Source organism: Streptomyces melanogenes (assembly GCF_014649795.1).
Taxonomy (GTDB): domain Bacteria; phylum Actinomycetota; class Actinomycetes; order Streptomycetales; family Streptomycetaceae; genus Streptomyces; species Streptomyces noboritoensis.
Genome location: NZ_BMTS01000001.1, coordinates 151,463 through 177,578 on the forward strand (window position 1 = coordinate 151,463; position 26,116 = coordinate 177,578).

Genomic DNA, 26,116 nt, shown 5'->3' on the forward strand with positions numbered 1-26,116 from the left:
ACAAACGCTGTCCAGGTACCCAGAAAACGAGGTCACGGCATGGTCCTCCCACACCAACGGGTGAGGAACAGACGGCGGCGGGGGCGGAGCGGGTACGGCGTTCCCGTCGTCCTCCTCCTGGCCGTCGCCCTCCTGGCCGGGCTGCTCCCGGCCTTCGTACTGCCCGCGCGCGAGGCGGCTGCGGTTCCGGGGGGATTCCAGTACAAGGCTGCGTCGTGGAACATCGCGGCCTCGGGGTCGCGACTGCGCAACGAAGTGCCCAGGCTCATGCAGGCGTCGGGCGGACTGGACGTGATGACCATCCAGGAGGTACGCGACCAATATTCGGAGGCTGTCCTGCCGGGGGACGCCGAGCCTTCGGTGGTCGTCCCGGAGGACCGGAGGGTCGACGACCCCGATACCCCAGGGGGCTGGCAGGTCCGGCGGCAGTGGACCGTGGAACGCTCCCGGTGGACCCCGCAAGATGGGCTCTCATTGTATCTGTACCGCGTCAAGACGCCGGAGAAGAACAACCGGTCCTTGGTGGTTGTGCAGCGGAGTTGGAACGCCGGGCAGGTGCTGCTGGATGCGAATGACCTGAGCGTGCTGACGATGCGGCCCGGTCACACGGTGGCACGACCGCTGCCCAATCCCACCGCCATCCATCCCGACAACGCGGGTTTCCCCGCCCTGGGCATCCGCCTCAATGTTGCCGGGCGCGGCGGAGCCACCTGGTTCTATTCGATCCACGCGACCAGCAAAACGACGCGCGCCGACAACAACGCCGACTTCATCGTCCAGGACGTGAGCTCCAACGACCCACGGCGTGCCGCGGGCGACAGGTGGGCCATGCTCGGCGACTTCAACCGGATTCCCACCGCCCGTTCGATCGGCAACACCGGCAATGCGGAGAACGACGCGCCTCTCGAAGACATCGTCGAGCGCGACGCCGATGAAGCGTTCCACTACTCGGACCCCAGCCTTCCCACCTATTGGAGCAAGAAGGGCGCCAGGATCTCCAGGTCGCAGCTGGACTACATGGTGTCCAAGGAAGCCATCGACAAATACAAGGCCGTGCGCTGGCCCGACCGCATGGGGTCCGACCACTACCCCGTCGTCTACGTGCCGCCGGCCTGCCCGGTTACCGCTCGTACGGCCAGGGCGGCCGCAGACAACTGCGGGACCAAGCTCCCCGCCGCAGTCTCCCTAGGCGACAGCTACATCTCCGGCGAGGGCGGCCGATGGCGCGGCAACGCGAACACCTGGGCCGACGGGTCGGCCTGGGGCACCGACCGTACCGCCGTGTCATGCGATGCGGACGAGTCGAAGTGCGGACACGACCTGAGCCGGGTGTACGGCTCCACCTCCTACGGCACCGATGAGGAGGGCGTCGAGGGCAATCGGTGCGACCGGGCCGACACCGCCGAGATCCTGACGGCCGACCTGCCGGACATCGGCCCGGAGCGCCGCTTCAACCTGGCCTGCTCCGGAGCCACCACCGCCAACGTGCGCGATACCGGGTTCAAGGACGAGGACCCGCAGATCGATCAACTGGCGGCGCTGGCCGAGTTCTTCGACATCAAGACGGTCGTGGTGTCGGTGGGCGGCAACGACCTGGACTTCAACGGCATCGTCAATGCATGCGGCGAAGCCTTCGTCAACCGCCTGAACACCTCGTGCAGCAAGAGCAGGGAGCCCGGTTTCGCCAGCGCCCTCGGTGAGGTGCAGAGCAAGGTCAAGGCCACCCTCGACGCCGTGCACGCCACCCTCAGGGCCACGCAGGCGCCCGGCAGCTACAGCGTGGTGCTGCAGTCCTACCCGTCGCCGATCCCGCGCAACGACAACAACCGCTACCGCGACGCGCTCAACCGCTACGAGTCCGGCGGTTGCCCCTTCACCGCCCAGGCCTCCGACTGGGCGCGCGACTCGGTCATGCCCCGGATCAGCTCGATGCTCCGGCAGGCCGCCCGCGCCGGTGACGCGGCGTTCCTCGACGTCCAGGACGCCTTCAACGGGCACGAGTTGTGTGCCAAGACCGCTCAGCAGGCCACCTCGGCCAACCGGCTCGGCCGACCGCAGTCCGCCGAGCAGGCGGAGTGGGTGCGCTGGGTTCCGTACCTGTCCGAGAAGACGAAGGACTGGCTGTGGCAGTCCCAGGGCGACCAGCAGGAGGCCGTCCACCCCAATGCTTTCGGCCAGCAGATGCTCGCCGCCTGTCTGACGCGTCTGGTCGGCCAGTCGCCGCGCGGGGGCGCGGAGTTCGCCTGCACCAACACGCCGGGGCAGGGCCCGGACGGCGCCCAGGTGCGGCCGGGCACGGCCCGTGGCATCGACGCGACCCTGTCGGTGGCGACCAACGAGGCGTATTTCTTCCACGGCGACCAGTACGCCCGGGTGAAGCTCGGTCCCAACGGCGCCAACGAGATCGTCGACGGCCCGGACAAGGGCATCAAGTCGATCGGCGACAACTGGCCGAGCCTGCGCGGCACCCAGTTCGCCAACCGGGTCGACGCCGCGTTCTCGCTGCCCGATGTGCCGGGCGAGGCCTTCATGTTCAGCGGCAGCCAGTACGTACGGATCAAGAACGTGACCCCGGGGACCAGCAACGACACCCGGGTGAACGGGCCGTGGTCCATCTGCACCGGGTGGACCAGTCTGTGCAGCACACCGCAGTTGAAGGCGCTGTTCGCCGACGGTATCGACTCCGCGCTGTCGGTCCGCAAGAACGAGGTGTACTTCTTCAAGGGCGACCAGTACGTGAGTGTCGAGGCCAACCCCGGCAGCATCGACCACATCATCAACGGCCCGAAGCCCATCGCCGACCACTGGCCCAGCCTCAAGGCCGCCGCGGACAAGGCCCCCTCGGCGGGCTTCACCAACGCCATCGACGCCAGCTTCGGCGTGCCCGAGTGGTACTGCAACTGGCTGGAGGCGTTCATCACGCTCGGCATCGCCTGCTCGTTGAACGAGCCGGGGCGCGGGGCGGTGTTCGCGGGTGGCCAAGCCGTCACGATCTCGGTCATCCCGGGCACCAACGACGACAAGCTGCTCGGCGGTCCCGAGCGGATCTCCGATGCGTGGACGTCGCTGCGCAACACGATCTTCGACGAGCAGCCGGACCCGGCCGTCATCCGGGCGCGCTCATCGATGCGCGGCCCGCAGCCGGCCGAGGACCGCGAGCCGAAGGGGCCGGGCCCCTGGTCCACCAACCCCGCCGACCAGCCCAAGTGCCGTCCGGACGGTATGACGTCGACGCCCGACGTGAACACACCGTACTGCCAGGTGTACGACGACCAGGGCCGGGAGCGGATGGGCAGCACCCACCCCCGGCGCGTCGTCGGCTACTTCACCGGCTGGCGCACCGGCGCCGACGGGCGGGCCCAGTACCTCCCGAACAGCATTCCCTGGGGCCAGGTCACCCACGTCAACTACGCCTTCGCGCACATCCAGGACGACAAGATCTCCGTCGGCGACCCGAATGATCCCGACAACCCGGCGCTGCGGATGACCTGGCCGGGCGTCGCGGGCGCGGAGATGGACCGCAGCCTGCCCTATCAGGGCCAGTTCAACCTGCTCACCCAGTACAAGCGGCAGCACCCCCGGGTGAAGACGCTGATCTCGGTGGGCGGTTGGGCCGAGACCGGCGGCCGTCTCAACCCGGACGGCACCCGCACCGCCGACGGTGGTTTCTACGCGCTGGCGACCAAGGAGGACGGCAGCGTCAACCAGCCGGCGATCGACACGTTCGCCGACTCCACGGTGGAGTTCCTGCGCCGCTACGGTTTCGACGGAGCGGACATCGACTACGAGTACCCCACCGCACTCCCGGACGCCGGAAACCCGCTGGACTGGCCGGTGTCCAACCCGCGGCGCAAGGGCCTCACCGCCGGATACACCGCACTGATGAAGACCCTGCGCGAGCGGCTCGACCGCGCGGGTGCGGCGGACGGCCGCTACTACCAGCTGACCACCGCCGCATCCGCTTCCGGCTATCTGGTGCGCGGTATGGAGGACTACTCGGCGCTGCAGTATCTCGACTTCGTCAACGCCATGTCGTACGACCTGCACGGCTCCTGGAACAGTTTCGTCGGCCCGCAGGCCCCGCTCTACGACGACGGCCGCGACATCGAGCTGGCGGCGGCCGGGATGTACGACAAGGCCAAGTATCCGGAGTTCGACCAGGAGGGCTACTTCAACACGGACTGGTCCTACCACTACTTCCGGGGTGCGATGCAGGCCGGGCGCATCAACCTGGGCGTCCCGTACTACACGCGCGGCTGGGACCACGTCAGCGGCGGTGTGGGCAATGGGCTGTGGGGGACGTCCGAACTGTCCGACCAGAGGGCGTGCCCACCCGGTACCGGTCCCAACGGGGCCCGCAGCAACTGCGGTTCGGGCGCGAAGGGCGTCGCCAACCTGTGGCACGACACCAACCCCGACGGCAGCGAGGTCGGCGCGGGTTCCAACCCGATGTGGCACGCGAAGAACCTCGAACGCGGTGTCACTCCCGGCTACCTCGAACGCTTCGGCCTCGACCCCGACGCGCCGGTGAACGCGACCGGTGGCTACACCCGCCACTGGGACGACACCCTCAAGGCGTCCTGGCTGTGGAACGAGGACAAGAAGACGTTCCTGTCGACGGAGGACGAGCAGGCCGTGGCGGCCAAAGCCCAGTATGTGAAGGACAAGGGCGCGGGCGGTGTGATGCTGTGGGAGCTGGCCGGGGACTACGACTGCCCGGCCGAGGGGGAGTGCCGTCCCGGCTACACCCTGACCACGGCACTCGACGAGGCACTGCGCTCCGCCGATCCGTACGGCGCCGAGCGCGCGCAGGGATCGACGGCCACCCTCCCCAAGGAACAGCTCGACGTCAGCGCCGAGTTGGTGGAATTCCCCACCGGTCGCGATGACCTGTGGCCCCAGCAGCCCAAGCTGAGAATCACCAACCACACGGGTGGCTCGCTGCCGTCCGGTGCGGAGCTGTCCTTCGACATCCCCACCAGCACGCCGCCGCTCGTGAAAGACGGGGCGTGGAAGGAGCTGAAGGGCGCGGTCCAGGCGGGTCACAGCGGCCCCAACGTGGGCGGTCTGAAGAGCGACTTCCACCGGGTCACCCTGAAACTCGGCTACTGCGAGGACATCCGGGCGGGCCAGTCGCGTGACATCGCGCTCAAGTACTACCTGCCCCTGACCGGCCCGGCCAACTTCACCCTCAAGATCGGAGACACCACGTACGGCCTGAGCCAGGACCGGCGCAAGAACACCACGACCGTGGCGCCCGCCGCGTCCGACGGTCCCGGCTGCCAGGCCGAGGAGTGGGACGGCGGCCGTACGTACAACCCGGCCTGGGCCCCGTTCTCGTTCTGGCAGACGGGCGACAAGTGGAAGATCGAGGACGTGAGCAGCGGCAACCTCCTCGACCACCCCGGTGACTGGTCCACCGCACACCTGACCGAGAAGCAGGACGGCAACGCCAACCAGCTGTGGACGGTCAGCGAGGACTCGGCCGGCGGTTGGTTCCGGATCAAGAGCGGCACCAGCGGCCACGAGCAGTGCCTGGGCGCGGCGCGGACACTGGACGCGCTGACGGTGGGGGACTGCGACTACAGCCCCGGCCAGTGGTGGCAACTACGCACGGATGCGGGGGAGGTGACGACGGGCGCGCCACGCCATGGCGGGTCGTACGGCCTGGTCTCGTTCGCGGCAGGCACGGACTACACGAAGCCGGACTTCGCGGCGGAGCCCCGCAACAGCGGCACCGCACCGGGCACGCAGGTCGTGGCCGGCGCCCCCGACGGCAGTACCCGCACGGTCGTCTCGTACGGCGGCTTCTACTGGAGGGCGAAGTACTGGACGAAGGGGAACCGCCCTGACGCGGCAGATCCTGCCAACCCGTGGACGCGCCTCGGCCGTACGACGACGGAGGCGCTGCTGAGGGGCCCCGGCTTTGGGGGCGGCCTTATGTTGTCGCGGCCTCTGGTGGGGGGAGGTATGGGTATGGGTATGCAACGGGGGCTCGGCTTGAACTAGGCGAGCACTACCTGCAAACGGTGGCCTGCTGCGGCAGGCCACCGTTTCGGGTTTCACGTCCGGGTAGCGCGGCCGCAGCCCTTGTCCGTCCGCTGCTCCAGGGGCGTGCTGCGGTCGTACGGATCGATCGCGGGGCCATCACCGGCGCCGGTGTCCTGTCCCGAGCCGAACACCGGGTTGAGGTAGCCGTTCGGTGCGCCGCAACCGCCGTTGGTCATGTCGAGTTTGTACGAGACGAGGGAGAACGTTCCCGGCTCGGTGATCACCTTCGCGGGATTGTCCCAGCTCACCACGACCTCGCGCCGCACGATCGTACGCTCGACGTCGTCGCTGCCTGCGGCCGCGCGCACGACCGGGTATACGTACGTGATGTCGGTGGTCACCTGCAGAGCGCCGCGCTCACCTTGCTGATACGTCATGCGGCCCCGCGTCTTCACCACGTCCCCGACGAGACGTGTACGCGTCTTGTCGAACCGGCTGAAGAGCAGCAGCGGGTCGTTCTCCTTGCTGGGTGTGCGGAACGCGGTCGACAGGTAGTCCTGGACGTCCTTCTGGTGCGGGTTGATCCGGGCGATCGCCTTGGTGGGGTGATCGCCGCGCAGCACCGCCGGATCGAGGCTGGCGGCGGTGAGGAAGTCCCGGGTGCGGCCGAGGGCCTGTGCCACCTCCGCCGTACTCATCCACCCGGTCGCCTTGGCCTCGGGAACCGTAATCCCGGCGGCGTTGTCGGCCCAGCGTGCCGCGGGCGATCCCCTGAACGGTTGGTCGAGGGTGGGCCGCTGCGCAGCCGGTGTGGGCGGTGCCTGGTCGGGGCGTCCCGACTCGGCGGCAAGGGGGGTGTCGGACTGCGCGTCGTCGCCGAACAATCCGACGACACGCCCCGGCATCAAGGCGACGACCAGCAGGGCGATCGACGCCAGGAAGCCGACGACGTACCACCCCTGCTTCTTCCGCCTCGGGCGGGCCGGTGTGTGGCTGCGCCACGCCTGCGGCGACTCGGGTTCCTCGCGCAACCGCTGCGCCACCACGCGGGCCCGCGCGGACGGCTCCTTGGGTGCATCCGCCACGCCATCGGCGGACTCCCGCAGAAACCGCTCCCACTCCTCGTCGGGCACCGACGACCCGTCGCCGTGCTCCGCAACCCCGCTCACGCCAGTTCCCCCTGCATCACCGGCCGCCCAGGCCCTCCCCGGCGGCCCGCCCATGGTCGCACAGCGGGTTGCGGGTGTTGGTCATCGGTTCGGGTGCTCGGCGCACGTCGAGGAGGTTGGTGCCGCTCGGATTCCGTTACGGCGCCCGATCCCTCAGACTTCCGGCTCGGTGCGCTCCACGCCGCCTCGGTGCAGCACCGCTTCCCGGGCCCGCCGGGCGGCTCCCTCGGCCACGCTCCGGCCGGTGCCTCGGTCGGCGACGATGACCATGCCCATGCTGCCCTTGTCGGCCCAGCCGCATGCCACTTCGGGAACGCTGACGGCGGGTTGGTACGTCACGCACTTCATCCAGCCGCCGTAGCGGCCCGGTTCGGCGTTCCACTCGACGCTGACGGTCAGGCCGGATGCCTCCAGGCCGTGGCGCAGCTCGTCGAGGAGGTCGGGGGTCATGGCGTGGAAGTCGCCCGTCGCGCCGAGGACGATGAACGCCGTCCGGCCGAGCTCCTTGTTCCCGTATACGTAGGCGAACGTCTCGTGCGCCACGCCCGCGAAGTTCGCCTTCAGCTGGTCGGCCATGCCTTGCTGGACGGGTGTCAGCTCCAGCCTGTCCAGGCGGCCGAGGCTCGCGGGCGCGGCGACCGTGTAGTGGGGGTAGTCCCGGTACTGGATCTGCGACCAGGTCACGGAACCGGCGGCCGCGCCGATGGCGGTGGCGAGGACGAGCGCGCGGGTGATGCGGTCACGTGGGGTGGGGGCCGGTACGGGCGGCAGCACCGGGAAGGTGAGGTCCTGCGGGGTGTGGGTGGAGGTGGTCGAGGTGTGTGTCCCGGCTCTGCGTCGAGCCCCGCGCAGTACAAGGTGCAGGACGGCCGACGGGAGGAGCGGGAGTGCGGCGGCGCATGCGGCCCACGCCGGGAGGGGGACCGCGGGTACGGCGAGGAGTATCGCGGCGTAGGCCACCCAGGACATGAACGTGCTCGCCAGTGGGTGTACGACCATCAGGCGCAGCGGACCCCGGCCCGGCCGGACCAGCGCGTCCAGGGTTTGGGTGAGCACCGCGAGGCGTTCGTCCTCGGGGCGGGCGCCTGCCTGGATCCGGGCTCGGTCCGCGGCCGTGCGGGGGGTGGGGGAGAGCTTCAGCACCAGCCGCGCGTCGTGGCGCTGCACTCGGGCGGGCTTGGGTACGCCCTTGCCTCCGGCAGCGCGCTCGGCCCGGAGCGCCTGGACTGAGCCCGGGGCCAACTCGCGGATGCGTGCGGCGAGTTCGGGGCCCCGGCGGTGGCGTCCGGGGCGTTCCAGGTAGTCGGCGTTGAGGCACAGTTCCGCGTAGGCGGACAGCAGATCGATGTCGTCGGGGAAGGCGTCCAGGCCTGCCCGGTATACGGCCTCGGCGCGGTCGTCGTGGTGGTCGTCGCCTTCGGCGGCGTGTGCGCGGCCGAGGACGGTGTAGAGGCGGGCGGTGGGCCGTACGCCGGTGTCCAGCGCGCGCTGGGCGGTTTGCCGGGCCTCGATGAGCCGCCCCTGCTGTAGCAGGGTCTCGGCCTCCTCGACTGCGGCGGCGGTCGCGGTGTCGGCCTTCGCGTTGGTCGCCGTCTCAGACGCCGCTTCCGCTTCCGCTTCCGCTTCCGCGCATGCCGAACTGCCTTCTTGCCCCTTGACCTGCATGATTCCCCACCCTGTGAACGCCCGAACGGTTCGATCAGAATTCCGTTCAGTGGGCAACTATTGTTGCTGCGCGGTGGGGCGGTCAACTGGGTTGATCAGTGGTCAAGGCTGGCTCGGGGCGCCATCCCCGCAAGGCCGCCGACCAGCTTCAGGGAAGCAGGCGCCGGGCCACGGGTACGCTGGCAGCCGATGCCGGAACCCCGCCAACCCTCACCGCCCTTACCGACGCCCGGGGCACCACCGGCGGAGGTGCCTCGTGGTGCGGCCTGGATCCCGCACGGCTACCACCTCGACGCCCACTCCCACACCCACGGCCAGCTGGTGTACGCCGCCGCAGGAGCCTTCGCCACCACGACCGAACGCGGTACCTGGATCGCCCCGGCGAACCGGGTGACGTGGACGCCGCCCGGATTCGACCACTCCCATCGCTTCTACGGCCGAACCGACGTCCGCCTGCTAGACATCCCCGTCGACCTGTGCGGCGAACTCACCGCGTACCCCGGTGTGTTCGAGGTGAGCCCGCTGCTCCGGGAGGCACTCCTGGCGTTGACCGACCGGCCGGAGTTCCGCCCCGGGGCCGACCGGCGGCTGCTCACGGTGGTGGTAAACGAGCTCGCCGAGGCCCCCGAGCCGTCCCTTCACCTGCCCGAACCGCGCGACGACCGGCTGCGAGCCGTAACCGCCCTCCTGCATGCCGATCCCGGCCGGACCGCGACCCTGGCTGCGTTGGGGCGGACGGTGGGGGCGAGCGAGCGGACGTTGAGTCGTCTGTTCCGCACCGACCTCGGTATGAGCTTCCACCATTGGCGCACTGTCCTGCGCATCCATCACGCCCTGGTGCATCTCACCAACGGCCGGTCGGTCACCGACACCGCGATGGAGTGCGGTTGGTCCAACCCCTCCAGTTTCATAGAGGCGTTCACCAACATCGTGGGTCAGACCCCGGGCCGCTACCAGGCCGATCTGCGCGGCGAGGTGCCGTAGCCGTACACCGTTCCCACCTTGGCGGCTTTCCCGTATTCGCTGGCTGTTTCCCGGTTGGGGGAAGTCGCGGCGCGGCTCACAGTGAAGGGCATACAGGCGGAGCGAAGGGGGAGACGGACACGTGATGGATACAGGTGAAAGCACAACGGTCGTCATCGTGGGAGCCGGGATCGCCGGACTCACGCTCGGCAATTTGCTGTTGCGCAACGGCATCGACTGCGTCGTTGTGGAGAAGCGCAGCCGGGCATACGTCGAGCGGAGGCAACGGGCCGGAACGATCGACGCCCGAGGGGTGCGTATGTACCGGGAGTGGGGCCTCGAAGAGGTGGTGGAGAGCTTCTTCTCCTCGGAGATGATGGGTTTCCGGCTCGACGGCGAGGAGTTGCCGCTCGTCTTCGGCGGGGACGACACCGACGACATCGCCTTCTGCCCGCAGCAGGTCCTCGTACGCAATCTCACGGAGGTCTTCCTGCGCGACGGCGGCGACCTCCGGTTCGAGGCGGCCGACGTCCTGCTCGAAGGCATCGACGGTGAGCGCCCGCGTGTCCGATACCGGGACGCGCTCGGCTCGACGAAGACAGTCGACTGCGACTACATCGCTGGCTGCGACGGCCACCACGGCGTGAGCAGGGCCTCCATCCCCGCAGGCGTCCTCACACGCCACGCTCATGAGTACGCGTACGCCTGGCTGAGCGTCCTGGTCGACGTGCCGGCCGATCCCGCAGCCATGGCGATACACTCCCGCGGCATGGCCGGGCTGATCCCCCGTGGCACGAACGCCAGTCGGCTCTACCTCCAGTGCCCGGCCGACGACACCCTCGCGCAGTGGCCGGACGAACGCATCTGGAGCGAGCTGGAAGCCCGCTTCGGCACTCCCGTCTCGACCGGCCCGATCCTCGACAAGCGACTCGTGCCGCTTCGTAGCGTGGTGTACAGCCCTATGAGTTACGGCAGGTTGTACCTGCTCGGAGACGCGGCGCACCTCGTCCCACCCATGAGCGCGAAGGGGATCAACCTCGCCCTGAACGACACCGAGGTGTTCGCCCGAGTCGTCATCCGCCGGGCGAAGGAGACCGATTCGACCCTTCTCGATGCCTACTCGGAGACCTGCCTGCGCCACATCTGGAACTATCAGGCGTTCGCGGTCTGGATCACCGAGCTGATGCACAACGCCGGAGACGCCTCCTACGAAGGGGAGTTCCGTCGCCGGATCGCCCGAGCGGAACTGGAGCGCATGCTCACCTCGCGGACGGCGAAGCGCCTGTTCGACGAGTTCATGGCGGGCGTGAACTAGGGACTGGGAGGCTGTGCGCGCGCGGGGACCGCCTGTGCGATCTCGCCCGGGTCTGTTGGCCTGGGGGTCGAGATCCTGTGCGGGACGGCGGATTCAACGCCCAGTGCCATGGTCGTCGGAGTCGAAGCGGCGTCGTGCGGTGTCGATTTCGTCGAGGTAGCGGCGGGTCCAGGCGCACATGCCGTTGACCGTGTCGCGTAGCGCCGCGCCTGCCTCGGTGAGGCGGTAGTCGACGCGGGGTGGCACCGTGGCGTACACGGTTCTGTGCACCACCCCGTCGCGTTCCAGCCCGCGCAGAGTCTGAGTGAGCATTTTGTGGCTGATGCCCTCGACCTCGCCTCTGAGCTCGGTGAACCGCAGCGTCCGCGTCCCCAGGACGTTGATGACGAGCAGTGCCCACTTGTTGGCCACCCCCGAGAAGATCTCGCGGGCGAGGGAATGGGCGCGTGTCACATCCGCGTCGTCGGGGACGGGTTGGGGCTGCTCGGTTTCCATGAGGTTCCTCTCTCACCGAAAAGTGCGTTCTTCCACGCCCGAGGCTACGCACCTACGGTTCCAGAGAGCCGGCAAGAGACTTGAGAGGGCAAGGCCATGACCATCCTGAGGACCTACGCACGCCTGTGGACCGACGACCTCGACCACGCACTGCCCCTGTTGGAGGAACTCACGGGCGAGCAACCCCACTTGCGTCTGGATTTCCACGCGGTGGGCCTCGCCGCCATCGGCAACTTCCTGGTGATCGCGGGCTCGGCCGAGGAGCGAGCGAAGTACGAGCACGCCTCCGCCACCGTCGTCGTCGACGACCTCGACGCCCTCCAGGAGACGCTGGTGTCGGCCGAGGCGACCATCACGACCCCCGTAACCGATGGCCCGACGGGGCGGTTTCTCTACGCCCGCCATGCGGATGGAGCGGGCGTGGAGTACGTCGAGTGGAACAGGGAGCTGGTTGGCAGGCTCATCCGCGCGTAGGCCCTGATACGGCGAGGGCGGATGGACGGTCCTCACGTATCGGAAGATGCCTTTGGACGGGTCGGGTCGGGTCAGGGGCGGTCGACGGGGGAGGGGCTCGTGGCCCGGGGGTCGGTGCCGCTGGTGCGGGCCGGGGTAGGGGCCGCGACCGTTACGACCTTCGTGTCGCGCCGGATCAGCCGGTGACCCAGCTCGCCGATGAGCAGGCCGGTGGCGATGATCGCGGCTGCGGGGAGGCCGAGGTGGTTTACGGACACCACGTCGTCCAGGAGGAAGCCGCCGACGATGGGGGCGAGGGAGACACCGATGTAGTTGGCGGAGGAGCTCAGGGAGATCGAGAGTTGGGAGGCGGCGGGGTTCACGCCGACGAGCCGGTGCTGGATCGGGACGAGCATGGCCCATCCGCACGCGCCCCAGATAACGACAGCGATGAACGCCGATACGAGGTGTCGGCTGCTCCAGGGGGTGGTGAGGAAGACGAGGACGGCTGTGACGCCTGCGGTGTTGATGACGATGCGGCTGCCGAATGCGTCGGTGAGGCGGCCGGCGAACAGGTTGCCGACCACGGCGGCGGCGCCCCAGGTGAACAGGAGCCAGGCGAGGGTCGTGCCGTCGCCGCCGGTGGCCGGTCGGAAGACCTGGCTGACGTAGGTGTAGAGGACGAAGAGACCGCTGTAGGCGACGAGCAGCAGGAGCAGGGTGAGGGTGATCCGTGCGTCGGCGAGCGGGGAGAGGCGCTGCTTGAAGGGGACGGCGGGTGGGCGGGGTATGGCGGGCAGCCCGATGAGTACGGCGATGGCGGCGAGTGCGCCGACGGCGGCGACGAACATCATGGTGCCGCGCCAGTCGGTGATTCCGCTGATGGCGGTGCCGATGGGGGAGCCGAGGGCGGTGGCGGCGCTGAGCCCTCCGAAGAGGATCGACAGTGCGGTGGCCCGCTTCTCGGGCCCGGCCAGGGCGACGACGGCGCCTGCGGCGGTGGGGGTGAACATGGCGCCGCCGAGCGCCGCCACGACGCGGAAGGCGATGGCGGTTTCGAAGGTGGGGGCGAGGCCGGTGCCGATGTTGCCCGCGACGAAGACGGCCAGCCCGCCGATCAGCAGTGCTTTGCGGGATGCCCGGCCGGCGACCGAGGCGATCACCGGGGACAGGATGGCGTAGGCCAGGGCATAGGCGGTGATGAGTTCGGCGCTGGTGGGGACGTCGACGTGTAGGTCTTCGGCGACGCTGGGCAGGATGCCGGCCACTACGAAGCTGTCGGTGCCGATGGCGAACATGCCGATGGCGAGCGCGACGAAATGGAGGTTGAGGCGCTTGTCGGTTGGTGTCATGGGTTGTTCCTCGGTAGGAGCCTTGGCCGAGAACTCGGGGTCTAACGGCAAAGGTGTTGGCTTTCCGTTGTAGATCGGTCGGCGTGACGGTACGTCGAGTCACGGCAAATCTCAACTGATACCGTTAGGGACGTGGACGCCGTCGAACGATCTCTCTCATCGCAAGGGCCCGCCCCCGGCGAGGCCGATCACTGCTCGCTGGCCCTGGTCAACACCGAGTTCGAACTCCCCGGTGGGCCCTACGAGGGGCTGCCCGACGGGCCGGCTGCGGGCCGGTGGCTGCGAGAGCGCGGCCTCGGCCCGGTGCGGTCGGTGACGGAGGCGGAACTGCGGCGGCTCAGGCTGCTGCGCGAGGCCACGAGGGCGATCTTCAGCGCGCACATCGCGGGCGAGCGCCCGGCGGAGCAGGCCCTGGAGTGCTACAACGACGCGTTGGCTGCGGCGCCGGGCGTACGCGAGTTGGCCTGGAGCGTGACGGGCCCGCGACTGGCCGTGGGGGAGAGGCCGGGAACGCGGATGGAGGCGGTGCTCACGCAGTTGGCCGAGGACGGGGCGGACCTGCTGACCGGGGCGTCGGCCGCGAAGCTGTCGGCCTGCGGAGCGCAAGGCTGCACGCGCCTGTTCATCCGCTCGCATGCGGCTCGACGCTGGTGCTCGGACCGCTGCGGGAACCGGGTCCGGGCGGCGCGGCATTATGCGGAGCGTGACCGCAGTACGAAGTGATGTACGGGGGCCGGAAGCTTCCGGCTCCGCTCTTCGGGGAGAGGTCAACGGAGCGGTCGCGCACCTCGCGCGCACCGGGATCTCGTGATCCTCGGACGTTGGGATCGCCGAGTCCCAGAGTTTCCAGCACGACGCGGCCGGTGCCCCCCACGAGCGCCTGCAGCTGATGAGTTGCCGGATCTTCCCGCGCGTCGGCAGGAAGGACCCACAAGGCGCGTCTCGTACTCCAGCGTGACTTCGCGATCTACGTGCTGGAGGGGGGCGGAGGGCCGCTGCCGGTAGCGGCTGCGAGGTGCCGGAGCTTGGTGGCTTGTGCGCCAGTTCGACCAGTGCGGGAGTGTGTTCAGGGCTGTGATCGGCGGGCTGAAACAGTGCGCCGATCAGGCGGCGGATCTCTGGGGCGGTCAGGCCGACCGGGTCTCCGCTTCGGGCGGGGCGGTTCGGATTCGCACGTCTGGTCGGCCTCGCGCAGTCGACTGCCGCGGCACGGAACGCGTCGCGTCGGTGCGGCGTTGCTCCGTTGGCTGTGATGTGTGGCGCCTATGTCACACCAGTGCCGCGCCGCCGTCTATCGCGAGCGTGATGCCGGTGACGTAGGCGTTGGTCAAGACGAAGAGATACGCCGCCGCGGCTTCCTCGGCAGTGCCGACACGCCGTGTGAGCAGCTCGGACCCGGCGCCCTGGAGGAAAGCCTCCGGGTCCGGGACACTGCCGTCCCACAGCTCGGTACGGATCACACCGGGCTGGATCACGTTGACGCGCACAGGGGCGAGTTCGACGGCGAGGGCCCGGGACAGGGCCTCGATGCCGCCGGTGATCCCTGCCGTGAGCGCGGTTCCGGACAGGGGGCGGATCGCGAGGACGCCGGAGCTGAAAGTGATCGAGCCGCCGTCGCGCAGTCGCGGTGCGGCGTACTTGGCGGAGAGGAACGCGCCCCAGAACCGGCGCTCGAAGACGGCCCTGGCCTCCTGCGGGGTGGTGTCGACCAACGGCTTGATCAGCAGAGATTCGCCCGCGGTGTAGACGAGGTGGTCGAACTCCCCGACCTGCTCGAAGAACGCGGCGATGGCGTCGCCGTCGGCGACGTCCAGGCGGCGGCCTTGGGCCGGCTCGCCCAGCCGCTTCGTCGCGGCGTCCACGCGGTCCTGATTGCTGGAGGCGACCACGACGTCCGCGCCGGCCGCCACGGCCTGTTGGGCTACCGCGAAGCCGATGCCGGAGGTTCCGCCGATGATCACGATCTTCTTGTCGGCCAGAGACATGGAATCCATTCCTTCGTCGATGCGGTGCCGGGGTTCGGCAACCGCCATGGCAAGAACGTACGCCTCTACATCGAGACGGTGAATGGCTGAAGATCTCGATTCCCTGTCATATCGTCTCGCCATACAGGCACTAGAGTGGTGCTATGGACATCCTGAGCGACACCCTCGAAGTCCTGCGCACGGGACGCCCGATGGTGACGCGCACCGACGCCCACGCCCCGTGGGCCCTGACGTTCCAACCCATCTCGGGAGCCGGATTCCACGTGGTCGTGGAGGGGCACTGCCACCTGCTGCCACCGCACGGCCAACCGCTCGCGCTCGGCCCCGGCGACATCGTGTTCCTGCAGCGCGGCAGCGGACACACCCTGTGCGATATACCGGGCCGCGATCCGGTGGACTTCGTACCGGACCGCGTGGACCGTTCCTCGCCGATCGGCCAGGTCACCGTGGACGGACCAGGGCCGCACACAGTTCTGGTGTGCGGCGCGTACGCGATCGACATCGATCGCCCGCATCCGCTGTTCAGCGATCTGCCGGAGGTCATCCACCTCCCCGCGGTCCCCGGCCGCCACCCGGTGCTGCGCTCGGCGGTCGATCAGCTGTGCGCCGAGTTCCACGCGCCGCAGCCGGGCTCGGACGCGGTCGTCACGGCGCTCATCGATCTGCTGCTGCTGTACATCCTCCGGTCGTGGTACGCCGAACTACCCAAGGAGCGGACCCGGGGTTGGGCGGCCGCGCTGACCGACCCGGCAGTCGCCCCGGCCCTCAAGGCGATCCATGACGATCCCGGCCACCCCTGGACCGTGGAGTCGCTGGGCACCCGCGCCGGGCTGTCCCGAGCGGCGTTCGCCCGCCGCTTCACCTCGGTGGTCGGCGAGCCGCCGTTGACCTATCTGACCAACTGGCGGATGGCCACCGCGGCACGGTTGCTGCACCAATCGCCGACCCCGTTGAGTACCATCGCGCAGCACACCGGGTACACGTCGCAGTTCGCCTTCGCCAAAGCTTTCAAACGACACTTCGGGTCGCCACCGGGGGCCTACCGCAAGCGGGTCAGGACGGCAGGCGACGAACCAGGCGGACACAACTGACGGTGAGGGACAGGACATCACCGCAGCGGATGGGGGAAGCGGTGGTCGCTGCCGATCCCGGTCTCGCGGTGGTTCAGATGCAGTGACCGCGACGATGCGCGGTGGCGTGGGCTGGCGGGGAGAACGGACGGGTGGGTGGTGGGAGGCAGACTCCGGCCGGAACACCTCCACGCTGGCGGGGAGGACCCGACCAGGAGCTCACCCTCACCAAGGCCATGCGGATCACCCCCGCGTCGGCGGGAGGGGCACTTCCTGACCTGCACCTCAGTAAGGGCTTTGCAATTCCTTTGACTTGGTCGAGATGTGTGGGGCGCAGGGCATGCGCTCACTGTATAAGACCTCACACCGCGACGGCTGGTCTGTCTTCCTTCTGTCAGCCGTAATACCTACTGGTAGCGAAGCGGGCGTCAACGGCCTCGCCAGGCATCATGAGGAAGCGCCCGAAGCCAACGAATCTGCCTGACGGATAGCCGATGAGCTGTGCTCACTTACCGCACCACGCCGACCCCTCGGGGGCCTGTGAGGCTTGACCCGAGACCCCCCGCAATAGTCGGCCATCAATCGAACACCGAGACCCGTCCGTTCCCTGAGGCTTGCCAGACCGCCCGTTTCTTCCTGTGCCCGTTAACCGGCCGACGGCACCCGAGCCGTAACTCAGGAAGGGGAGCCAGCCGCCCCGGCGAACGAACCGCCCAGCCCCGATCACGACACCGCTCACCTCGCCCACACCCACGCTCAGCCCGTAAGAACTCCCGAAGCGGAATTCACCGGAATAGCCTCCTCCGGCACCGAAACCTTCACAGCCTTCCCGTGATCCGCGAAGTCCACCGTCACCGCCACGTGCCCCGGCCCCAGATCACAACGCAGACGAGCCCGCACCAGCCTGCCCCGACCGTCCACCCACGTGTCCGCGTACATCGGTATCTCCCCGATCGCGTCGCGCAGCTGGCCGGCCTGCTCGCGCAGCTTCGCCGAGCCGCGAAGCGTGAGGGTGTCCGCGCCGAGGAGTCCGTGATAGCGGACGGCCGCCGTACCGTTCACCTGCTCCGTCTCCTCCTTGGAGATCTTGTGCATGGTGCCGAGCTGGCGCAGCACATGCTCCGGATCATTCAACGGTGCCCTCAGCAGATAGTGTGCCTCGGCCTTATCGCGGCCGATCACGCCCCATTCACCATCGAGGCCCGCCGCACCCCGCACGTATACCTTGCTGTCCGCGAATACCTCGTCCACGTGACTGATACCGCCCTCAGGGAAATCGACGGCGAGCGTCCCCCTGTCCCCGGCGAAGTCGAAACGGCCCTTGACTCCGATCCCGAAATTCTGGCCGTCGCCAGCGATCTCTACCTTCTCGTCGAATGCCGCCGTCGACTTGCCCATCGCAGCTACAGCCGTTCGCACCGTCGGGCCGTAATCCGGAGCAGGCGACTCGGCCGCCCTGTCGGTCTTCGTACCCGAGCAGGCCGCACAAAGCAGCAAGGCAGCACTAGTCAGAGCGAGGTGAGGGCGGCGGCGCATGAGTGGTTCTCCGAAGTCGTGCAGGAGTCGTACAGGACCGGCCACAGCCCAACGTCCGTCCGAGCCCAGGAAAAAGAGGAGTGAGGCCCTGCGTTCGGGGGATGCCGCAGGGCCTCACTCGCGTCCACTTTACTCCCTCTTTTCCATCACGGCAGTGGTCGGTCAGCCGATCGGCCAGAGGGTACGGACCCTCCGCCTTACTTCCGCCAGAACAGGTGATGCATCACACCACTCGGACTCGGCACCACCTCCAAGTGGAAGCGGTCCCGCAGCTCATCCGGCGACTCCCACAGCCGGATCCCCGACCCCAACCGCACCTGCGGCGACACCGCCACATGCATCGTGTCGACCAAGTCCGCCTCCAGGAACTGCCGGATCGTCGTGACCCCTCCACCCAGCCGTACGTCCTTGCCCTGCGAGGCCTCCCGCGCCTGCGCCAGCACCGCCGCCGGGTCCCCGTCCACGAAATGGAACGTGGTGTCCGAGAGCGTGAACGACGGCCGCTTGTGGTGCGTCATCACGAACACCGGCGTATGGAACGGAGGCTCGTCACCCCACCAACCCCGCCAATCCTCGTCCTGCCACGGCCCCCGCAGCGGCCCGAACTTGTTCCGACCCATGATCTCCGCACCGATGTTGTGTGCGAAGTCCCGCGTGAAGTAGTCATCCAGGCCACGGCTGCCCCCGGGATCCGTACGCATCGGCCAGCTCGCCGTCGCACCCGCCCAGGCGAACAACTCGCCCGGATTAGGAAGGCCGAACGGGCTCTCCAGGCTCTGGTCCTCTGCAGCACCCGCGCCGATACCGTCGCTCGAAACGTTGAAGTTCTGCACCCTCAGTAGCTGAGTCATTCGTTCCCTCCTGCTGTTGCCGACACAGCTGTGACTGCTCGGGCCGCGCAAACTCATCGCCGCGGCGGTCACCAATCACACGGGCGCGCAGGATGGCCATGGCGGGCAGCGTTCCACGATGCACCTCCTCGCCACGACGTGAATCTGGGACCCCACGCCAACTCGCACGCTCCGGGGATCGGCTGACACGGCGTGAACGCTGTGTGGGGACCAGACCGCGGTCTGGTCCCCACACGCGTCTGCGGCCGGACAGGTCAGCCGGTGTACTCCATCCATGGACGGTCCGGATCGGGAACGTTCGGCGGCCCCCACACCAGAGCCCCGCCCGCGATGCCTGGTTTGCCATATGTAGACAGGGAAGGCGCTTCAAGGCTGTCGGCGATCTCTTCCAAGTAGGTGACCAGCGTTTCGCGCTTTGCTTCGTCCCGGTACGGGTAGTGGTCTTCCCGGGACCAGGGGTACATGTAGCCGGTATCGGTTTCGAGGTAGAGGCCGGAGAAGGTGTCGTCGGCTCCGAAGGAGCACACCGGTACCCATGTCGTCCTCCACACCGTGGTCTCCTCTTCGTCCCTTCCTGCTGCCCGCCGGATGGCGCCAAGAGCGTCCGACTACTCCTGGATGTCCATTTTCATCCGGTAGTGGTAGACCACCCTGTCCAGGTCCATCAGGGCCCAGCCGTCCAGGAGGAACCCCGCGCCGTACACGTGGCGGACACCCGCATGCAGGGACCACAGCGCCTTCAGGGGTGCGGGGACCGGCACGCCGAGTGTTTCTTCGAGCGCAGCGATGTCCTCCCGTGAGGCGCCCGGGTTGAGGGATGCGTACGACGCGGGAGCATGGGCGCGCAGCCATGTTCCGATACGGTGCCACGCGTCGGCCACCTGCCGCACCGCTATCTCCTCCGGGTGCGGGCCCGGTGCCGGGGGCTGGTCCTTGGGGGGCGCGGAGGCAGGTTGGCTGGCGAGGAACTCCGCGAATGCCGCCGACTGCTTCGGGTCCATGTATCCCTGGCGTCCTTGGCGCGCCCGCTCTTCCAGCCAGGCAAGATCACGCGCAGAGCGCATCTCGGCCACGATGACCCGGTCCCGCGTAAGCGTCATCCGTAACCCGTCCGCGTGTACGTACCGGGTATACGGGCCCTGCTGTTCCGGTCCCGGAACGCTTTCCAGCGATGCGTCCGGAACGGGCAGCGGGGCGCCGGAGCCCCGCTGCGCCCAGTGCTCCAGCTCGGCCAGCTCGGCCGCCGGAAGGACCACACCCACCAACTCACCACCAGCGGTAATACCCACGCGTTCGCCGGTCTCCTCGACCAAGGAAGCCAGGCGCTCGAAGTCCCCGACCACATCTGCCAGTTCAACGCTCCTCAGCGGCGTGCCGTCCGGCGTCACGTTCGCTTCCCTTCTGTGGGCGGGCCATCTCGTCTGTCGTACGACACTAGCGTCGGCCCATGTCGTAGGAGTGCGAGAGGAACCGGCGCTGTTACGTCCCCACCTCCCTCGCCGTTTCGCTTGGGTACGGCTGTGAGTGGGCTGGAATCGGAAAGTGCCCTTCCTGACCTGGGACGATGAGGCACCTGATATACGGGCAGCGCGTGCGGGGTGTGGAAGTCATGCCGAGCCCTCCGCCCACGCGGGGACCACCGCCGTCGAGTCCGGGCGGGGGAAACGGCTCCCCCAGGTGCTCGCCGAAGGCCCGGCCGACTCCGGGGCAGCGAAAAAGCTGGTGTGCGGGGCCGACGGAACCGGGTAAGGTCTTTGTCATGTTCTTCCAGACGCCGATTTACGAGTGAGAGCGTGACGGGCCCCGCTGACGTCCTTCGACGTCGCCGCCCGTCCCCCATCGATGAATCCGTAGATCACTTCGCATCATTACCGGGAGAACCCGTGACCGTGAGCAAGAACATCAACAACCCCGTGGGCCAAGGCGGCGGCCAGCGCAAGAAGCAGTCCCGCGCCGAACGCCAGAACAACGGTCCGCACCGCAACCTCGACCGTCAGAGTGCGGCCGAGCAGAAGGCGGAGCTGGTGCGCAAGATGCGCGAGAAGGCAGCCGCAGCCGCAGGTGAGGGCGCCGCGCAGGCGGGCGACGACACCGCACAGAGCTGACACACCGCCGCCACAGGGCGGCACCGCACGGGGCAGGGCCCGGACCGCGACGCGCGGTCCGGGCCCTGCTGCCGTACCGGGCGCGGCCGGTCCCATTCAGCTCCCGGCCCACCACCGCATCTCAGCTGACAACCCGGGGCAGCTCGTGGAGGCGCCCGCCGGGATCGTCCCCCCAGGCCCAGAGACCACAGCGTCGCCGCGTACGACGACGACCTGCCACCGGGACCGCTCCCGCACGTGGCAGGGGCCACGCCCGCACCCATGGGGCCCACCCCTGCGTGTGCGGGGACCACACACCGGATTTCAGGCTTGCCAATGCCGGGCGGGGACCACACGGCCCGCCTGATGAGGCAGGACTCCGTGGAGGGACCACCCCCGCGTGCGCGGGGACCACTTCGAGAAGGTGAAGAGTTTGTTTGCCAGCCAGGGACCACCCCCGCGTGCGCGGGGACCACAGGTGGTGACCAGGGCCTTCACGTAGCTGGCCTACGGATTCTGCCCACTTCTTCAGATTCCGGCATTCCGATCGAAATACGTGTAATCGGTGGCTAGTTGTGGGGGTGGAACTACCTCCACGACAGGCTACTGGGAGGGACTGCCAGGGGGAGACGAAAAGGCGTCGCGTTCACTATCCCGATCGAACTGCCCCTCCACGCTCATGGGATTCGCCTTGTCCTGAACAGAGCACCGATACCTTGCCCGTTTCCTCCTCTGCCCGTTATTCGCGTTACGAGCCGTACCGAGCATCAAGCCCGCGCCACACCGGTGAGCCAGTTGAGTCCTTGCGGAAATGAGCTTCATGCCCAGCGAGCGCAGCCGCTACGAAGTTCCCCCGTGAGGCCTCGCCCCCGCCCCCATCAGGAGCTCAACGGTTTCCGGATGAGGCCCACGAAGCGCCCACTCCAGTGGCGACCAACCCGTCCCGTCATCCTCCCGGCGGTTCGGATCCGCGCCGTACGCCAGCAATACGCGCACCGTCTCCGCATACCCCCAGCACGCCGCCGCGCACAACGGGGTGCCCTCCGCCCCGACCCCGCTGCTCTCGGCATTGGGAGCAGCCCCCGCCGCCAGCAGCAGGCGGGCGATCTCCGCGTTCCCGTTCACCGACGCCTTGTAGAGAGGTGTGGTGCCTTCCCTGTCCGGGCGCTCCGGGGCGGCCCCAGCCCTCAGAGCCGCCCTGACGCGGGCCGCGTCACCCACCAAAATCGCTGTGAAAAGACGATGGGAGAGCTTCTTCTGCTGCCGCCGGTTCATAACCGCCGAGGCTAGCGACCGGGCGCCCGGCTGAGCCAGTCATTTCCGCCCCACGGCGCCCTTGACCTGCAACGTCACCGTCGGCCACCGGATCGCGGCCTCATCGCGGACACCAGCCTGCCCCTCGCTCCAGCCACGCCCCAATCTCAGAATCCAGGGGAGCAGTCACTCCTGGCCGACCCCATCGCGACTCAAGCCACCGACCGATCCTCAACCTCAATCACCCGCGCCGGCCCCGCCCGAAACCCTGGGCTCGCGGCATCCGCAGCAACCATGTGCGCAGTGACATCGTGCGCCGCCAACGCCTCCCGCGACGCCCAAAGCTCCACGAGAACGAACTGATCCGGATCACCGACCACCCGGTGCAGGTCGTACTGCAGGCACCCCTCCTCAGCCCGCACGATCGGCGCGAGCCGCTCATAGGCATCCACCTGCTCCTGGCCGCGGCCAGGAAGCGTGGTGATCAGTATGTGAAGTCGTACGGGCTGTGACATGCGTGCGAGCGTAGATCAGCAAGCACGGCAGGAGAACCGGGGTCTCAGCAGGCAGACATCAGCCCAGATATCGGCGCAGACGTCAGTGGCGCAACCCGCCCCTGGTCAGCCGACATCACCCCCATCGACTCGCGCGCCGCCCCTACCAACCACCACCGCCCCCACCCCATCGGCCCATCCCCCCGAGCGTCCACCCCACCCCCCACCTTCCAATAGGAACGTGACCGCCGGACAGCTCACCGCGGTGCTGCCGCCCGCCGACGCCGGGGCGCCCCACGACTGCCTCGCGCGTAACGAATGGATCTGCGGGGAGTACCTCTCCACCCGCCGCCAGATCCTCTGGGACGCCGTCGTTCAGCACCTCCAGCTGACCGCCGTCTCCGTCGTCATCGGGCTGGCCGTCGCCCTGCCGCTCGCCGTCGCGGCGCGGCGGTGGCGGTGGGCCGCCGGGCCCGTGCTCGGGGTCACCACCGTCCTCTACACCATCCCCTCGCTCGCGATGTTCTCGCTGCTCCTGCCCGTATACGGGCTCTCGGCGACGCTCGTCGTGGCGGGACTGGTGCTGTACTCGCTCACCCTCCTTGTACGGAACATCCTCGCCGGGCTACGAGCCGTACCCGACGAGACGCGGCAGGCCGCGCGCGGCATGGGATACGGGCCCGTACGGCTGCTCCTCGCCGTCGAGCTGCCGCTCGCGCTCCCCGCCGCCATGGCCGGGCTGCGCATCGCGACTGTCTCCGCCGTCTCCCTCGTCACCGTTGGCGCCATCGTCGGATACGGCGGACTCGGCAACCTCATCTACTCCGGCATGAACACCTACTTCAAGGCGCAAGTCCTCACCGCCTCCGTCCTCTGCGTCGTCATCGCCATCGCCGCCGATCTCGTTCTCCTCTTTGCCCAGCGGCTGCTCACCCCCTGGACCCGGGCGGTACGCGCATGACCCAGCCCCCCGACCCCCCACCGGCGACCCCATGACCACCCTCTCCCACGCCTGGTCCTGGCTCACCACCTCCGCCCACTGGCACGGCGAGAACGGCATCTGGCACCGGCTCGGCGAGCACCTCTGGCTCACCGCCCTCTGTCTCCTCCTGAGCTGCCTCATCGCGCTGCCCGTCGCCCTCGTCCTCGGCCACCTCGGCAAAGGCGGCGCCCTCGCCGTCAACCTCTCCAACATCGGGCGGGCCGTGCCCACCTTCGCCGTACTCGTCCTGCTGCTCCTCACCCCCCTCGGCAGGCACGGCGAAGCCCCCACGATCGTCGCCCTCATCCTCTTCGCGGTACCGCCGCTCCTCACCAACGCGTACGTCGGCATGCGCGAAGTCGACCGCGACGTCGTCCGGGCCGCCCGGGGCATGGGCATGACCGGCAGCCAGATGCTCTGGCGCGTCGAGCTGCCCCTCGCGCTCCCGCTGCTCCTCACCGGCGTACGCATCGCAGCCGTCCAGCTCGTCGCCACCGCCACCCTCGCCGCACTCGCGGGCGGCGGCGGGCTCGGGCGGATCATCACCGCCGGGTTCAACCTCGCCTCCACACCCCAGGTCGTCGCCGGTGCCGTCCTCGTCGCCGTCTTCGCCCTCCTCGTGGAGGCGATCTTCGAGGTCGCCCAGCGCCTCGCGCCCGCCTGGGCGAGGGGCGGCCCCTCATGAAAGCCCGGCATCTGCTCCCTGCGGCGCTGCTCACCCTTACCGCCTGCACCACCGGCCCCACCCTCGAAACCCAAGGCACCGTTACCGCACCCCCCGGCGACAGCAAACACCTCACCATCGGCACCGCAGGGTTCACCGAAAGCGACCTGCTCGCCCAGATGTACGCCCTGCTCCTCGGCAAAGCCGGCTACCGCACCAAGATCCTCTCCGTCACCAACCGCGAGCTCTACGAACCCGCCCTCGAAGCCGGGCAGATCGACGTAGTCCCCGAATACGCCGCCACCTTCGCCGACTGGCTCAACGCCAAAGCCAACGGACCCGACGCGCCCCCCGTCGGCTCACCCGACCTCGCCACCACCATGACCGCCCTCCGGCGCCTCGCCGCACCCCGCGGCCTCACCGTCCTCGACCCCGGCAAAGCCGTCGACCAGAACGCCTTCGCCGTCACCGCCGACTACGCCCGGCAGCACAGACTCCGCACCCTCAGCGACCTCGGCGCCGCCAAACTCCCCGTACGGCTCGCCGCCGGTGACGAATGCGTCCAACGCCCCTACTGCGAACCCGGGCTGAAGAAGACGTACGGCATCGACATCACCGCCGTCGACCCCAAAGGCGTAGGCACCACCCAGTCCAAACAAGCTGTCCAGAACGGACAGGACCAGATGGTCCTCACCACCACGACGGACGCCACCCTGGACGCCTTCGGGCTCGTCCTCCTCGCCGACGACAAGCACCTCCAGAACGCCGACTACATCGTGCCCGTTGTCAACCGGTCGCGAGCCGGAAGCGCAGGGGTCACCAACGCGCTCGGTGCGCTCAACACCGTCCTGACGACCGGCGACTTGGCCAGCCTCAACCAGCAGGTCGACAGCTGGCGGCGACTCCCGAAAGACGTCGCCAAGAACTACCTGGTGTCCAAGGGCCTGCTGCGTCCCTAACGGTCCTGACGCCCCTGCCGACCCGGAATCCTGTCCCGCAACCGGTCCTTGCCGCGCCGGTGCAGCCGCCGCTGGACACGCCCGAGCGTGCGGTCCGGCGGCACCTCCTCCACCAGGTCGTCGGCGCCCTCCTGCACGCACACATGGACGTGCACGTCATGCCAGCCGTCCGCGTGCAACTGCGCGCTGCGCCGCGTGCTCTCCGGGACGAAACCCGACTTCAGAGCCACCCGGCAGGCCGCCTCGTTCGCCGTCGGATGCGCGATCTCGATCCGGTGCAGCCCCACCGTGTCCAGCGCCCACGACGCCAGCGTGGCCACCGCAGCCGGCGCCACCCCCTGGCCCCGCACCGACGGCAGGATCCAATAACGGCAGTCCGCGCGGCCGACCGCCAAGTCCAGACTGCACAGCGCGACCCAGCCGATCAGCGCCCCGTCATGCGCCCGCACCACCGCCCAGTGCGCGTCCGTCTCCGCACGCCAGCCCTGCCGCCAGCGCGCGATCCACCCCCTCGTCTCGATCTCACAGTCCGCGCGCCGCCGCGTCCAGTGCTGGATCGCCGGATCCTGGTACGCCTCGTAAACGAACGGCGCGTCCTCAAGTTCCCACGGTCGCAGGAAAAGACCGGCTGACACCGCCAGGGCCGGTTGGTCGGACCGACCGAGACGGCCTGCCGGGACAACGGCAGGGACCAACTGGGGCATGGACCCATCATGGCAGCGGAGCACCGCCGGAGGGGGCCGCTCCAGACGGACCGTCCAGCCGATTTTTCACGTCCACATTTTCACGTCCCTACGGGACTTGACGCGACCAGATGCCACGCCCGCACCGCAC

At 68.8% G+C, this 26,116-nt stretch carries 22 protein-coding genes; 10 read left to right on the forward strand and 12 right to left on the reverse strand.

Annotation, left to right across the window (positions count from 1 at the left end; translation table 11 throughout):
* The first annotated feature begins 60 nt into the window (after positions 1–60).
* Positions 61–6,009, forward strand: a complete 5,949-nt coding sequence (locus IE252_RS00770; RefSeq protein WP_190087245.1) for a glycosyl hydrolase family 18 protein — start codon at positions 61–63, stop codon at positions 6,007–6,009.
* Positions 6,010–6,062: 53 nt separating this feature from the next.
* Here the strand turns inward: IE252_RS00770 and IE252_RS00775 are convergent, their stop codons facing one another.
* Together IE252_RS00775 and IE252_RS00780 are read right to left on the reverse strand one after the other, a co-directional pair.
* Entirely contained in the window at positions 6,063–7,160 is a 1,098-nt protein-coding gene (locus IE252_RS00775; RefSeq protein WP_229847793.1) for a hypothetical protein, read from the reverse strand.
* A gap of 153 nt (positions 7,161–7,313) precedes the next feature.
* Positions 7,314–8,825, reverse strand: a complete 1,512-nt coding sequence (locus IE252_RS00780) for a tetratricopeptide repeat protein (protein WP_190087246.1) — start codon at positions 8,823–8,825, stop codon at positions 7,314–7,316.
* Between the two features lie 189 nt (positions 8,826–9,014).
* Between IE252_RS00780 and IE252_RS00785 the strand changes: the two genes are divergently transcribed.
* A complete protein-coding gene (locus IE252_RS00785; protein ID WP_190087247.1) occupies positions 9,015–9,809 on the forward strand; it encodes a helix-turn-helix domain-containing protein in 795 nt (264 codons plus the stop codon).
* A gap of 124 nt (positions 9,810–9,933) precedes the next feature.
* The gene (locus tag IE252_RS00790) at positions 9,934–11,103 is read left to right on the forward strand and encodes a 4-hydroxybenzoate 3-monooxygenase (protein ID WP_190087248.1); all 1,170 of its coding nucleotides are present in this window, start codon (positions 9,934–9,936) and stop codon (positions 11,101–11,103) included.
* A 93-nt stretch (positions 11,104–11,196) separates the two neighbouring features.
* Here the strand turns inward: IE252_RS00790 and IE252_RS00795 are convergent, their stop codons facing one another.
* Complete coding sequence (locus tag IE252_RS00795; RefSeq protein ID WP_190087249.1) at positions 11,197–11,598, reverse strand: winged helix-turn-helix transcriptional regulator; 402 nt, start codon at positions 11,596–11,598, stop codon at positions 11,197–11,199.
* 96 nt (positions 11,599–11,694) lie between these two features.
* Between IE252_RS00795 and IE252_RS00800 the strand changes: the two genes are divergently transcribed.
* Positions 11,695–12,072, forward strand: coding sequence for a VOC family protein (locus tag IE252_RS00800; protein WP_190087250.1), 378 nt, complete (start codon positions 11,695–11,697; stop codon positions 12,070–12,072).
* A 71-nt stretch (positions 12,073–12,143) separates the two neighbouring features.
* Here the strand turns inward: IE252_RS00800 and IE252_RS00805 are convergent, their stop codons facing one another.
* Positions 12,144–13,403: an MFS transporter gene (locus IE252_RS00805; protein WP_229847797.1), complete on the reverse strand. Its 1,260-nt coding sequence runs from the start codon at positions 13,401–13,403 to the stop codon at positions 12,144–12,146.
* Positions 13,404–13,535: 132 nt separating this feature from the next.
* On the opposite strand from IE252_RS00805, the gene IE252_RS00810 reads away from it, so the two are divergent.
* Positions 13,536–14,126: a CGNR zinc finger domain-containing protein gene (locus IE252_RS00810; RefSeq protein WP_190087251.1), complete on the forward strand. Its 591-nt coding sequence runs from the start codon at positions 13,536–13,538 to the stop codon at positions 14,124–14,126.
* A gap of 545 nt (positions 14,127–14,671) precedes the next feature.
* On the opposite strand, the gene IE252_RS00815 is transcribed toward IE252_RS00810, so the two are convergent.
* Entirely contained in the window at positions 14,672–15,388 is a 717-nt protein-coding gene (locus tag IE252_RS00815) for an SDR family oxidoreductase (RefSeq protein WP_190087252.1), read from the reverse strand.
* A gap of 143 nt (positions 15,389–15,531) precedes the next feature.
* Between IE252_RS00815 and IE252_RS00820 the strand changes: the two genes are divergently transcribed.
* Complete coding sequence (locus IE252_RS00820) at positions 15,532–16,479, forward strand: AraC family transcriptional regulator (RefSeq protein WP_190087253.1); 948 nt, start codon at positions 15,532–15,534, stop codon at positions 16,477–16,479.
* A 735-nt stretch (positions 16,480–17,214) separates the two neighbouring features.
* On the opposite strand, the gene IE252_RS00825 is transcribed toward IE252_RS00820, so the two are convergent.
* The 4 genes from IE252_RS00825 to IE252_RS42975 form a co-directional block, all read right to left on the reverse strand.
* Positions 17,215–17,994 (reverse strand): SCO4651 family lipoprotein, encoded by a 780-nt coding sequence (locus IE252_RS00825; protein ID WP_506417289.1) that lies wholly within the window; start codon positions 17,992–17,994, stop codon positions 17,215–17,217.
* Positions 17,995–18,191: 197 nt separating this feature from the next.
* A complete protein-coding gene (locus tag IE252_RS00830) occupies positions 18,192–18,845 on the reverse strand; it encodes a dihydrofolate reductase family protein (RefSeq protein WP_190087255.1) in 654 nt (217 codons plus the stop codon).
* A gap of 254 nt (positions 18,846–19,099) precedes the next feature.
* The gene (locus tag IE252_RS42970) at positions 19,100–19,396 is read right to left on the reverse strand and encodes a hypothetical protein (RefSeq protein ID WP_229847799.1); all 297 of its coding nucleotides are present in this window, start codon (positions 19,394–19,396) and stop codon (positions 19,100–19,102) included.
* A 57-nt stretch (positions 19,397–19,453) separates the two neighbouring features.
* Complete coding sequence (locus tag IE252_RS42975; protein ID WP_229847801.1) at positions 19,454–20,233, reverse strand: SMI1/KNR4 family protein; 780 nt, start codon at positions 20,231–20,233, stop codon at positions 19,454–19,456.
* A gap of 495 nt (positions 20,234–20,728) precedes the next feature.
* Between IE252_RS42975 and IE252_RS00840 the strand changes: the two genes are divergently transcribed.
* Entirely contained in the window at positions 20,729–20,950 is a 222-nt protein-coding gene (locus IE252_RS00840; RefSeq protein WP_190087256.1) for a DUF6243 family protein, read from the forward strand.
* Positions 20,951–21,769: 819 nt separating this feature from the next.
* Here the strand turns inward: IE252_RS00840 and IE252_RS00845 are convergent.
* Both IE252_RS00845 and IE252_RS00850 read right to left on the reverse strand, forming a co-directional pair.
* Entirely contained in the window at positions 21,770–22,204 is a 435-nt protein-coding gene (locus IE252_RS00845) for an ankyrin repeat domain-containing protein (RefSeq protein ID WP_190087257.1), read from the reverse strand.
* A gap of 191 nt (positions 22,205–22,395) precedes the next feature.
* Positions 22,396–22,698 carry a putative quinol monooxygenase gene (locus IE252_RS00850; RefSeq protein WP_190087258.1) on the reverse strand — a complete coding sequence of 101 codons (303 nt, stop codon included), beginning with the start codon at positions 22,696–22,698 and terminating at the stop codon, positions 22,396–22,398.
* A gap of 220 nt (positions 22,699–22,918) precedes the next feature.
* Here IE252_RS00850 and IE252_RS00855 point away from each other — a divergent pair, with 220 nt between their 5' ends.
* From IE252_RS00855 to IE252_RS00865, 3 genes are read left to right on the forward strand one after another with little or no spacing between them, the layout of a single operon-like run.
* Positions 22,919–23,638: an ABC transporter permease gene (locus IE252_RS00855; protein ID WP_229847803.1), complete on the forward strand. Its 720-nt coding sequence runs from the start codon at positions 22,919–22,921 to the stop codon at positions 23,636–23,638.
* Positions 23,639–23,669: 31 nt separating this feature from the next.
* On the forward strand, positions 23,670–24,344 hold the full coding sequence (locus IE252_RS00860) for an ABC transporter permease (protein ID WP_190087259.1): 675 nt from the start codon (positions 23,670–23,672) through the stop codon (positions 24,342–24,344).
* Positions 24,341–25,282: an ABC transporter substrate-binding protein gene (locus IE252_RS00865; RefSeq protein ID WP_190087260.1), complete on the forward strand. Its 942-nt coding sequence runs from the start codon at positions 24,341–24,343 to the stop codon at positions 25,280–25,282. Before IE252_RS00860 ends, IE252_RS00865 begins: the two co-directional genes overlap by 4 nt.
* Here IE252_RS00865 and IE252_RS00870 read toward each other — a convergent pair.
* Entirely contained in the window at positions 25,279–25,986 is a 708-nt protein-coding gene (locus IE252_RS00870; protein ID WP_190087261.1) for a GNAT family N-acetyltransferase, read from the reverse strand. The genes IE252_RS00865 and IE252_RS00870 overlap by 4 nt on opposite strands.
* Between the last annotated feature and the right edge of the window lie 130 nt (positions 25,987–26,116).

Excerpts from the sequence above, each read along its gene's own strand:
- IE252_RS00825 (WP_506417289.1), bottom strand. The coding sequence starts at position 17,994 with ATGCGCCGCCGCCCTCACCTCGCTCTGACTAGTGCTGCCTTGCTGCTT.
- IE252_RS00805 (WP_229847797.1), bottom strand. The coding sequence starts at position 13,403 with ATGACACCAACCGACAAGCGCCTCAACCTCCATTTCGTCGCGCTCGCC.
- IE252_RS00845 (WP_190087257.1), bottom strand. The coding sequence starts at position 22,204 with ATGAACCGGCGGCAGCAGAAGAAGCTCTCCCATCGTCTTTTCACAGCG.
- IE252_RS00785 (WP_190087247.1), top strand. The coding sequence starts at position 9,015 with ATGCCGGAACCCCGCCAACCCTCACCGCCCTTACCGACGCCCGGGGCA.
- IE252_RS00850 (WP_190087258.1), bottom strand. The coding sequence starts at position 22,698 with ATGTCACAGCCCGTACGACTTCACATACTGATCACCACGCTTCCTGGC.
- IE252_RS00830 (WP_190087255.1), bottom strand. The coding sequence starts at position 18,845 with ATGACTCAGCTACTGAGGGTGCAGAACTTCAACGTTTCGAGCGACGGT.
- IE252_RS00800 (WP_190087250.1), top strand. The coding sequence starts at position 11,695 with ATGACCATCCTGAGGACCTACGCACGCCTGTGGACCGACGACCTCGAC.
- IE252_RS00795 (WP_190087249.1), bottom strand. The coding sequence starts at position 11,598 with ATGGAAACCGAGCAGCCCCAACCCGTCCCCGACGACGCGGATGTGACA.
- IE252_RS00820 (WP_190087253.1), top strand. The coding sequence starts at position 15,532 with ATGGACATCCTGAGCGACACCCTCGAAGTCCTGCGCACGGGACGCCCG.
- IE252_RS00865 (WP_190087260.1), top strand. The coding sequence starts at position 24,341 with ATGAAAGCCCGGCATCTGCTCCCTGCGGCGCTGCTCACCCTTACCGCC.
- IE252_RS00780 (WP_190087246.1), bottom strand. The coding sequence starts at position 8,825 with ATGCAGGTCAAGGGGCAAGAAGGCAGTTCGGCATGCGCGGAAGCGGAA.
- IE252_RS00815 (WP_190087252.1), bottom strand. The coding sequence starts at position 15,388 with ATGTCTCTGGCCGACAAGAAGATCGTGATCATCGGCGGAACCTCCGGC.
- IE252_RS00790 (WP_190087248.1), top strand. The coding sequence starts at position 9,934 with ATGGATACAGGTGAAAGCACAACGGTCGTCATCGTGGGAGCCGGGATC.
- IE252_RS00860 (WP_190087259.1), top strand. The coding sequence starts at position 23,670 with ATGACCACCCTCTCCCACGCCTGGTCCTGGCTCACCACCTCCGCCCAC.
- IE252_RS00870 (WP_190087261.1), bottom strand. The coding sequence starts at position 25,986 with ATGCCCCAGTTGGTCCCTGCCGTTGTCCCGGCAGGCCGTCTCGGTCGG.